At 71.3% G+C, this 7,669-nt stretch carries 11 protein-coding genes; 6 read left to right on the plus strand and 5 right to left on the minus strand.

Annotated elements, in window-relative coordinates; translation table 11 throughout:
* Nucleotides 1-300 precede the first annotated feature (300 nt).
* A complete protein-coding gene (locus CCN39_RS44950) occupies nt 301-516 on the plus strand; it encodes an antitoxin (RefSeq protein ID WP_434781163.1) in 216 nt (71 codons plus the stop codon).
* A gap of 1 nt (nt 517) precedes the next feature.
* Here CCN39_RS44950 and recQ read toward each other — a convergent pair whose 3' ends face one another.
* A complete protein-coding gene (recQ, locus tag CCN39_RS44955; RefSeq protein ID WP_086852974.1) occupies nt 518-2,353 on the minus strand; it encodes a DNA helicase RecQ in 1,836 nt (611 codons plus the stop codon).
* Nucleotides 2,354-2,421: 68 nt separating this feature from the next.
* Between recQ and CCN39_RS44960 the strand changes: the two genes are divergently transcribed.
* On the plus strand, nt 2,422-2,850 hold the full coding sequence (locus tag CCN39_RS44960) for a DUF6314 family protein (protein ID WP_086852976.1): 429 nt from the start codon (nt 2,422-2,424) through the stop codon (nt 2,848-2,850).
* Here the strand turns inward: CCN39_RS44960 and CCN39_RS44965 are convergent.
* Complete coding sequence (locus CCN39_RS44965) at nt 2,847-3,590, minus strand: SDR family oxidoreductase (protein ID WP_086852978.1); 744 nt, start codon at nt 3,588-3,590, stop codon at nt 2,847-2,849. The genes CCN39_RS44960 and CCN39_RS44965 overlap by 4 nt on opposite strands.
* Nucleotides 3,591-3,833: 243 nt before the next feature.
* Between CCN39_RS44965 and CCN39_RS44970 the strand changes: the two genes are divergently transcribed.
* The 3 genes from CCN39_RS44970 to CCN39_RS44980 all read left to right on the plus strand — a co-directional run bounded on the left by CCN39_RS44970 (nt 3,834) and on the right by CCN39_RS44980 (nt 5,718).
* Nucleotides 3,834-4,514 carry a hypothetical protein gene (locus CCN39_RS44970; RefSeq protein ID WP_086852980.1) on the plus strand — a complete coding sequence of 227 codons (681 nt, stop codon included), beginning with the start codon at nt 3,834-3,836 and terminating at the stop codon, nt 4,512-4,514.
* Between the two features lie 2 nt (nt 4,515-4,516).
* Nucleotides 4,517-5,134, plus strand: a complete 618-nt coding sequence (locus CCN39_RS44975; protein ID WP_086852982.1) for a hypothetical protein — start codon at nt 4,517-4,519, stop codon at nt 5,132-5,134.
* Nucleotides 5,135-5,208: 74 nt separating this feature from the next.
* Entirely contained in the window at nt 5,209-5,718 is a 510-nt protein-coding gene (locus tag CCN39_RS44980; protein WP_086852984.1) for a mycothiol transferase, read from the plus strand.
* Nucleotide 5,719: 1 nt separating this feature from the next.
* Here CCN39_RS44980 and soxR read toward each other — a convergent pair whose 3' ends face one another.
* Nucleotides 5,720-6,202 (minus strand): redox-sensitive transcriptional activator SoxR, encoded by a 483-nt coding sequence (soxR, locus tag CCN39_RS44985; protein ID WP_167455369.1) that lies wholly within the window; start codon nt 6,200-6,202, stop codon nt 5,720-5,722.
* 97 nt (nt 6,203-6,299) lie between these two features.
* Between soxR and CCN39_RS44990 the strand changes: the two genes are divergently transcribed.
* Nucleotides 6,300-6,890, plus strand: a complete 591-nt coding sequence (locus CCN39_RS44990; RefSeq protein WP_086852987.1) for an NADPH-dependent FMN reductase — start codon at nt 6,300-6,302, stop codon at nt 6,888-6,890.
* Nucleotides 6,891-6,918: 28 nt separating this feature from the next.
* On the opposite strand, the gene CCN39_RS44995 is transcribed toward CCN39_RS44990, so the two are convergent.
* Nucleotides 6,919-7,404: a hypothetical protein gene (locus CCN39_RS44995; protein ID WP_086852989.1), complete on the minus strand. Its 486-nt coding sequence runs from the start codon at nt 7,402-7,404 to the stop codon at nt 6,919-6,921.
* A partial coding sequence (locus CCN39_RS45000) for an ATP-binding protein (protein WP_143264406.1) occupies nt 7,401-7,669 on the minus strand: 269 nt, incomplete at its 5' end. The genes CCN39_RS44995 and CCN39_RS45000, both read right to left, overlap by 4 nt.

The following is a 7,669-nucleotide window of genomic DNA, read 5'->3' on the forward strand; positions in this document are numbered from 1 at the left end:
CGGATCTCGCGTGATTGAGGACGTAACTCGCGTGATTGAAGCCCGAACTCGCGTGATTGAGGCCGGATCTGGCGAGTTCCGGCTCTGATCACGCGAGTTCGGGGCCTGATCACGCGGGTTCGGGGCCTGATCACGTGAAGTCCGGCTCTGATCACGTGAGTTCCGGCCGGGGCCGGCGGGTTTGCGGGGGCGGCCGCGGCGGGCTCAGGTTTTGGCCCTCGTCACACGGGGAACCTCCGGGTGGTTCGTCCGCGTTGTCAGGATGACCGCTACCGACGAGGGAGGGCCACCGTGCCTCTGATGAAGAAGCTGACCATGCTGGCCGGCGCTGCCGGCGCGGCTCGTGCCTACGCGAAGAAGAACCCCGAAAAGGTGAACCAGGCCGTCGGCAAGGCCGCGAAGTTCGTGGACGACAAGACCAAGGGCAAGTACCACGAGAAGATCGCCGGTGCGGTCCGCAAGGTCAACTCGGTGACCGGGCAGCCGGGCCACCCGGGCCAGGCCACCGGCCGGTAGGTCACTCGGCGGTCAGGACCTCCAGGAGTCCCTCGCCGTACTTGGCGAGCTTGTTCTCGCCGACGCCGCTGACCGTGCCCAGATCCGCCAGCGACGCCGGTCGTTGCGTGGCGATCTGGCGCAGGGTCGCGTCGTGGAAGACGACGTAGGCGGGCACGCCCTGTTCCTTCGCCACGCCGGCCCGCCAGGCCCGCAGGCGTTCGAACAGCGGCGCCGCCTCCGCGGGCATCTCCACCGCGGCAGCCGTCTTCCGCGCGCTGCGGACCTTCGCGGCGGCGGCCCGCTCGGGTTCACGGCGCAGCAGCACCTGGCGATCGCCGCCCAGCACCTCCGCGCTGGTTTCGGTGAGCACGAGCGAGCCGTAGTCGCCTTCGACGGCGAGCAGGCCCTGCGCGAGCAGCTGCCGGACCACCGCCCGCCATTCCGGCTCGCGCAGCTCGGTGCCGATGCCGAACGTCTTGAGCGTGTCGTGCTGGAACTGCGTGACCTTCGGCGTGGACTTGCCGAGCAGGATGTCGATGACCTGGCCGGCGCCGAACTTCTGGCGCCGCTCGTTGCGCAGCCGCACGACTGTCGACAGCAGCTTCTGCGCCGGGATCGTGCCGTCCCACTTCTCCGGCGGGTTCAGGCACGTGTCGCAGTTGCCGCAGGGGTCGGCCGCCTGCCCGAAGTAGTTCAGGATCTGCACGCGGCGGCACTCGACCGTCTCGCACAGCGCGAGCATCGCGTTCAGGTGCGCGCCCAGCCGCCGCCGGTGCGCTTCGTCGCCCTCGGACGTGTCGATCATCTTGCGCTGCTGGACGACGTCCTGCAGCCCGTACGCGAGCCAGGCTGTCGACGGCAGGCCGTCACGCCCCGCGCGGCCGGTTTCCTGGTAATAGCCCTCGACCGACTTCGGCAGGTCGAGGTGCGCGACGAACCGGACGTCCGGTTTGTCGATGCCCATCCCGAACGCGATCGTCGCGACCACGATCAGCCCGTCCTCGCGCAGGAACCGCGACTGGTGCTTCGCGCGGGTGCGCGCGTCGAGCCCCGCGTGGTAGGGCACCGCCGGAATCCCGTTCTGCACCAGGAACTCCGCGGTCTTCTCCACCGAGTTGCGGGACAGGCAGTAGACGATCCCCGCGTCACCCGCGTGCTCGGTGCGCAGCAGCTCCAGCAGCTGCCGCTGCGGCGAGTTCTTGCCGACGATCCGGTACTGGATGTTCGGCCGGTCGAAGCTCGCGACGAAGTGCCGGGCCTCGTCGAGGTTGAGCCGGGCCGCGATCTCCTTGTGGGTGGCTTCGGTCGCGGTCGCCGTCAGCGCGATCCGCGGCACGTCCGGCCACCGCTCGTGCAGCGCGGAGAGCTGGAGGTAGTCGGGCCGGAAGTCGTGGCCCCACTGCGCGACGCAGTGCGCTTCGTCGATCGCGAACAGCGAGATCTTGCCGCGGTCGAGCAGTCGCACGGTGGATTCCACCGAAAGCCGTTCCGGTGCCAGGTAGAGCAGGTCGAGCTCGCCGTTCAGGAACGCCGTCTCCACCTCCTGCCGGGCCGCGTAGTCCTGGGTGGAGTTGAGGAAACCGGCGCGGACGCCGGCGTTGCGCAGCGCGTCGACCTGGTCCTGCATCAGCGCGATCAACGGGGAGACGACCACGCCCACGCCGGGCCGCACGAGCGCGGGAATCTGGTAGCACAACGACTTCCCGCCGCCGGTGGGCATCAGCACGAGCGCGTCGCCGCCGGCGATCACGTGCTCGACGATCGCCGCCTGGTCGCCGCGGAAGCTGTCGTAGCCGAACACGCGCCGGAGGGTCTCCAGCGCGTCGGACGCGGGTGCGAGGTCGGTCTCTGCCACCCGCCCGACTATAGAGCGGGGGTCCGACAGTTCCGGCCCGCCCCGCCGCGGGGTGCCAGAATGGGCGGGTGCAGTACTGGCCGGTTCCCGATCTCCCCGCGTATTTCGCCGGCGCCTGGCGCCTGGACCGGGAAATCCGCACGGCGGACGGCGACCCGGCGGGCGAGGTGACCGGGACGGCCACGTTCACCGAGGCCGACGGCGTCCTCGTCTACCACGAGGAGGGCGAGCTGCGGCTCGGCGGCCACGTCGGGCCGGTCACGCGGACCCTGCACTACCGCCCGGCGGGGCCCGGCCGCGCGGCGGTCCACTTCGACCACGGCGGCTTCTTCCACGACCTCGACCTGCGCGAAGGCCACTGGACGGCGGACCACCCCTGCCGCGCCGACCACTACCGCGGCGAGTACCGCGTGACCGGCGCCGCGCGGTGGCGGCAGGAGTGGGCGGTGCGCGGGCCGGCGAAGGACCACGTGATCGTCAGCCGGTTCACCCGTTAGACGATGCCGCCGTTGGCGCGCAGCACCTGGCCGTTCACCCAGCGCGCCGGGCCGGCGAGGAACGCGACGACCTCGGCGATGTCCGCCGGCTCGCCGAGCCGCTCGAGCGGCGGCTGCTTGGCCATCCGGGCGATGGTCTCGTCGTCCTTGCCGTCGAGGAACAGCGCGGTGGCGGTCGGGCCGGGCGCGACGGTGTTCACGGTGATGTCCCGGCCGCGCAGCTCGCGCGCCAGGATCATGGTGATCGCCTCGACCGCGCCCTTCGTCGCGTTGTAGACGCCGTAGCCGGGCAGGTTCAGCCCGAGCACCGACGTCGAGGTGGTGATCACCGCGCCGCCGTCGCGCACCCGCCGCGCGGCCTGCTGGGCCACCGCGAACGTGCCGCGGATGTTGGTGCGGTGCACCCGGTCGAGGACGTCGAAGTCGGTGTCGGCGATCGGGGTCGGCGGGCTCATCACGCCGGCCAGGTGGGCGACGACGTCCACGCCGCCGTAGGTGCGTTCCGCGGTGTCGAACAGCTCCGCGACCGCGGCCGGGTCGGCCACGTCGGCGCGGACCGCGATCGCCCGGCCACCGTCCGCGGTGATGGCGTCGACCGCGGCCTGCGCCTCCTTTTCGTTGCCGGCGTAGTTGACGACGACCGCCATGCCGTCGGCGGCGAGGCGTTCGGCGACCTTGCGGCCGATGCCGCGGGAGCCGCCGGTGACGATCGCGACGCGGGTTTCGGTGGGGGTGCTCATCGGTTCCTTCTTCCGGTTCGTTCCGCTCGGGCTGTTATCAACGATACTACTATTCTGATAACGATGCTAGCCACGCAGTGTCATCGGCATCACCTCCCCGGTGCGGGGCGGAGGCATCCGGCCGTATCGGCGCCGCCGGACGGCCGAATCCCGAGGTCGGGAGGCCCGTGCCCGTTTTCGGCCGAGGTAATCCGGGAACACCGCTCGCATCGGGGGCTTGACATCCTTGAAGGAGTTTGAGCGATGCCCACATGGCTGATCGTCTTGATCGTCGTCGTGGCCGTCGCGGTGCTCGGCGCCGTGATCTGGCTCGTGACGCAGGAAATGCAACGAAAACGACTGCAGCAGCGGTTCGGTCCGGAATACGACCGCACGGTCGCGGAGAAGGACAGCCCCCGTGCCGCGCAGCGTGAACTCGCCGAGCGGGAACGCCGGCACAAGGAGCTCGACATCCGGCCGCTGTCGACGTCGGCACGCGAGCGCTACGCCCGGGAATGGGCGCAGGTACAGGAAAAGTTCGTCGACCAGCCGGCCCCCGCGGTCGCCGAAGCCGATCAGCTCCTGAACTCGCTGATGGCCGAGCGCGGGTACCCGACCGAGGGCTACGAGCAGCAGGTGTCCGACCTTTCCGTGCGGCACGCCAAGACCCTCGAGCACTACCGGGCCGCGCACGCCACGCAGCAGAAGCGGGACGGAGCGTCCACTGAGGACCTGCGCGACGCGATGGTGCGCTACCGCACCGTGTTCGAGGACCTGCTGACCGACGGCGCCGACGACGACAAGCACCACGACGACCACGATCACCACGAGCGCCGGAACGGGCACGACCACAGCGGGCGCGACCACGACCGCGACGCCGACCGTCACGAGACCGAGCGCCAGGCGTCCGCGACCCCGCGGACCGAGTCGAATGGAGGACGTTGACCATGACCGATCACCTGACGCGGCACGACGCCGAGGACGACCGGGACCTGACCGGACGTGAGGACGACCGCGAGGCCTACGCCGGCGATCGCACCGCCGAAGTCCCCGGCCAGGACCGGGCCGACTTCCGCGAGCCCGGCGACGACCAGAACCTGAGCACCGCCGACCTGGCTTCGGCCGGGCGGCACGACACCGACGACACCACCCTCGCCGAATCGGGCGGGGACGTGGAATCGCCCGCCGAGTCGGGCGGGGACGTGGAGACGCCCGCCGAGTCGGGCGGGGACATCGAGACGCCTGCCGCATCGGGCGGGGACGTGGAGACGCCTGCCGCTTCGGGTGGCGACGTCGAGACGCCGACGCTGATCGACGAAGAGAAGGTCACCGGCTTCCGCGACCGCTGGCAGAACGTCCAGACCGGCTTCGTCGACGACCCGAAGCAGGCGGTCCGGCAGGCCGACGAGCTCGTCGCCGCCGTGATCAGCGCGCTGGCCACCACCTTCGCCGAGCACAAGAGCGAGCTGGAAGCCCAGTGGCAGCAGGGCGAACCGGCCACCGAGGAGCTGCGGATCGCGCTGCGCCGCTACCGCTCGTTCTTCGACCAGCTGCTGCCGCGGTAGCGGCCGCCGTTTGCCGGCGGGCCCGATCGGGTAGGTCTGCGCAGGGAACTGTCGGCACAACGGGAGGCAGCCGGATGAACGTGGCCGATCTGCTCGTCGAAGGGTACGGCCGGGTCCAGGGCACGGTGCACGCCGCGGTGGACGGACTCACCGCGGAGCAGCTCGGGACCCGGCCGGACGGCGAGGCCAACTCGATCGCCTGGCTGGTGTGGCACCTGACCCGGGTCCAGGACGACCACGTCGCCGACGTGGCCGGGACGGAGCAGGTGTGGACCGGCCAGGACTGGCTGTCCCGGTTCGGCCTCCCGTTCCCGGCCGGGGACACCGGCTACGGGCACCGCCCGGCCGACGTCGAGGCGGTCCGCGTCGACGATCCGGACCTGCTCACCGGCTACTACGACGCCGTGCACGAGCAGACCGTCCGGTACCTCGAGGGGCTCGGCGAACCGGACCTCGACCGGATCGTCGACGAGGCCTGGGATCCCCCGGTGTCGCTGGGCGTGCGCCTGATCAGCGTCCTCGACGACGACATCCAGCACGCCGGGCAGGCGATGTACGTCCGCGGCCTGCTGAAGCGCGGCTAGCTCAACAAGCCTCGTAACCGTCTTCGCGGTGGTCGGCGAGGCGCTGCGGCCCCGGGCCGTCGGCGCCGAGCCGGTCACCGGGGTTGGCGAGCCGGCACTTGGCCAGGGACATGCAGCCGCAGCCGATGCAGTCGTCCAGCTGGTCCCGCAGCTGTTCCAGCTGCCGGATCCGCGCGTTCAGGTCCTCCTGCCAGCAGCGGGAGATCCGGGCCCAGTCGGTGCGGGTGGGCGTGCGGTCGTCGGACAGCAGGCCGAGCACTTCGCGGATCTTCGACAGCGGCATCCCGACCCGCTGGGACATCCGGATGAACGTCACCCGTCGCAGCGTGTCCCGGCGGTAGCGCCGCTGGTTGCCCGCGGTGCGGCGGCTGTGGATGAGCCCTTCGTCCTCGTAGAAGCGCAGGGCCGACGCGGGTACTCCGCTGCGCCGGGAGAGTTCGCCGACCGTCAGGTCGGGCAGCGGCCGGGCCGGGGCGTTCACCATGGCGCACAGCCAACCACAGCGGCACGCTTGACTTCAAGCGAGCTTGAAGTTCCATCCTGATGCGGAGAGCAAAAACCCTGCGTGTCGAGGAGGAAGTGTGTCGGAAGCGCCGATCCGGGTCGCGGTGATCGTGGGAAGTGTCCGGGAAGGACGGTTCGGGCCGGTGGTGGCGGACTGGCTCGCGGGGGTCGCGGCCGCGCACGGCGGGTTCGACGTCGACGTCGTCGACCTCGCCGAACCCGATCTCCCGCTCGTGATGCCGGCCTTCGGCGCCACGCCGTCCGCGACGGTCGTCGCCGAAGTCGCGAAGGTGGCTCCGCGGCTCGAAGCCGCCGACGCCTTCGTCGTCGTCACCCCGGAGTACAACCACAGCTACCCGGCATCGCTCAAGAACGCCATCGACTGGCACCAGCCCGAATGGCGGGCCAAGCCGGTCGCTTTCGTGTCCTACGGCGGGATTTCCGGCGGGTTGCGCGCGGTCGAGCACCTGCGCGCGGTCTTCGCCGAGCTGCACGCGGTGACCATCCGCGAGACGGTCAGCTTCCACGGCGCCCAGGCGCGGTTCGGCGAGGACGGCCTGCCGAACGACGACGCGGCGGGTGTCGCGGCGAAGGCGATGCTCGACCAGCTGGGCTGGTGGGCGCGGTCGCTGGCCGAGGCCCGGGCGGTCCGCCCCTACCCCGGCTGAGGCGCCTTGCCGTCATGTCGACATCGGTTCACGCCTGGCACGTCTGGTAGGGCAGCAGGACGTCCGGGCCGGCGAGGGCGACGGTGCCGTCGGTGGTGTACCCGCCCTGGGCGGCCAGCGCCGCGAACGCGGTGCAGACCAGCTGGTTGATCCCGGCGCCGGTGATCGGCCGCAGCGGGAACGGGACGGTGATCGTCGTCGGCGGGCCGGGGGTCGAGGTGATCGCGCCGGAGAGGCGGGGGAGGTCCGTCGAGTACCCGCCGGCCCGCTCGTCGACGGACGGTCCGTCCATCAGCATCGTCAGCGCGGACTCGATGCCCACCACCCCGGCGGCGGGCCGCACCACCGGGGTCACCCGGTCGGCGAGGACGAAGTAGAGGATCAGGTCGGTGCCACGGCCCTCGCTCGCCGGACTCCGCAGGGTGGGTGCCGGGCCCGCCCCGAGGACCGGCGTCGGCTTGATCCCGCACGCGCTCACCAGCAGCAGCACCGCGAGGACGACGAGTTTCTTCACAACGCCTCCCGGGGCAGGCGCAGCTCGAACCGGGCGCCGGTGCCGGTGTTGGCGGCGACGATGTCGCCACCGTGCAGCCGCGCGTTCTCCCGGGCGATGGAGAGCCCGAGGCCGCTGCCCTCGGACCGGGCGCGGGCGGTGTCGGCCTTGGTGAAGCGGTCGAAAACCTTCGGCAGGACGTCGGCGGGGATCCCCGGGCCGTGGTCGGTGACGGTCAGCACGACGTCACCGCGGTCCGCCCGCAGCGCCACCTCGACCGGCGGCG

The sequence above is a fragment of the Amycolatopsis kentuckyensis genome (assembly GCF_002155975.1).
GTDB classification, from domain to species: domain Bacteria; phylum Actinomycetota; class Actinomycetes; order Mycobacteriales; family Pseudonocardiaceae; genus Amycolatopsis; species Amycolatopsis kentuckyensis.

Bases quoted from the DNA above. Each gene is read 5' to 3' on its own strand.
- CCN39_RS44950 (WP_434781163.1), top strand. From the start codon at position 301: ATGAAGAAGCTGACCATGCTGGCCGGCGCTGCCGGCGCGGCTCGTGCC.
- CCN39_RS44965 (WP_086852978.1), bottom strand. From the start codon at position 3,590: ATGAGCACCCCCACCGAAACCCGCGTCGCGATCGTCACCGGCGGCTCC.
- CCN39_RS44970 (WP_086852980.1), top strand. From the start codon at position 3,834: ATGCCCACATGGCTGATCGTCTTGATCGTCGTCGTGGCCGTCGCGGTG.
- CCN39_RS44975 (WP_086852982.1), top strand. From the start codon at position 4,517: ATGACCGATCACCTGACGCGGCACGACGCCGAGGACGACCGGGACCTG.
- CCN39_RS44980 (WP_086852984.1), top strand. From the start codon at position 5,209: ATGAACGTGGCCGATCTGCTCGTCGAAGGGTACGGCCGGGTCCAGGGC.
- soxR (WP_167455369.1), bottom strand. From the start codon at position 6,202: ATGGTGAACGCCCCGGCCCGGCCGCTGCCCGACCTGACGGTCGGCGAA.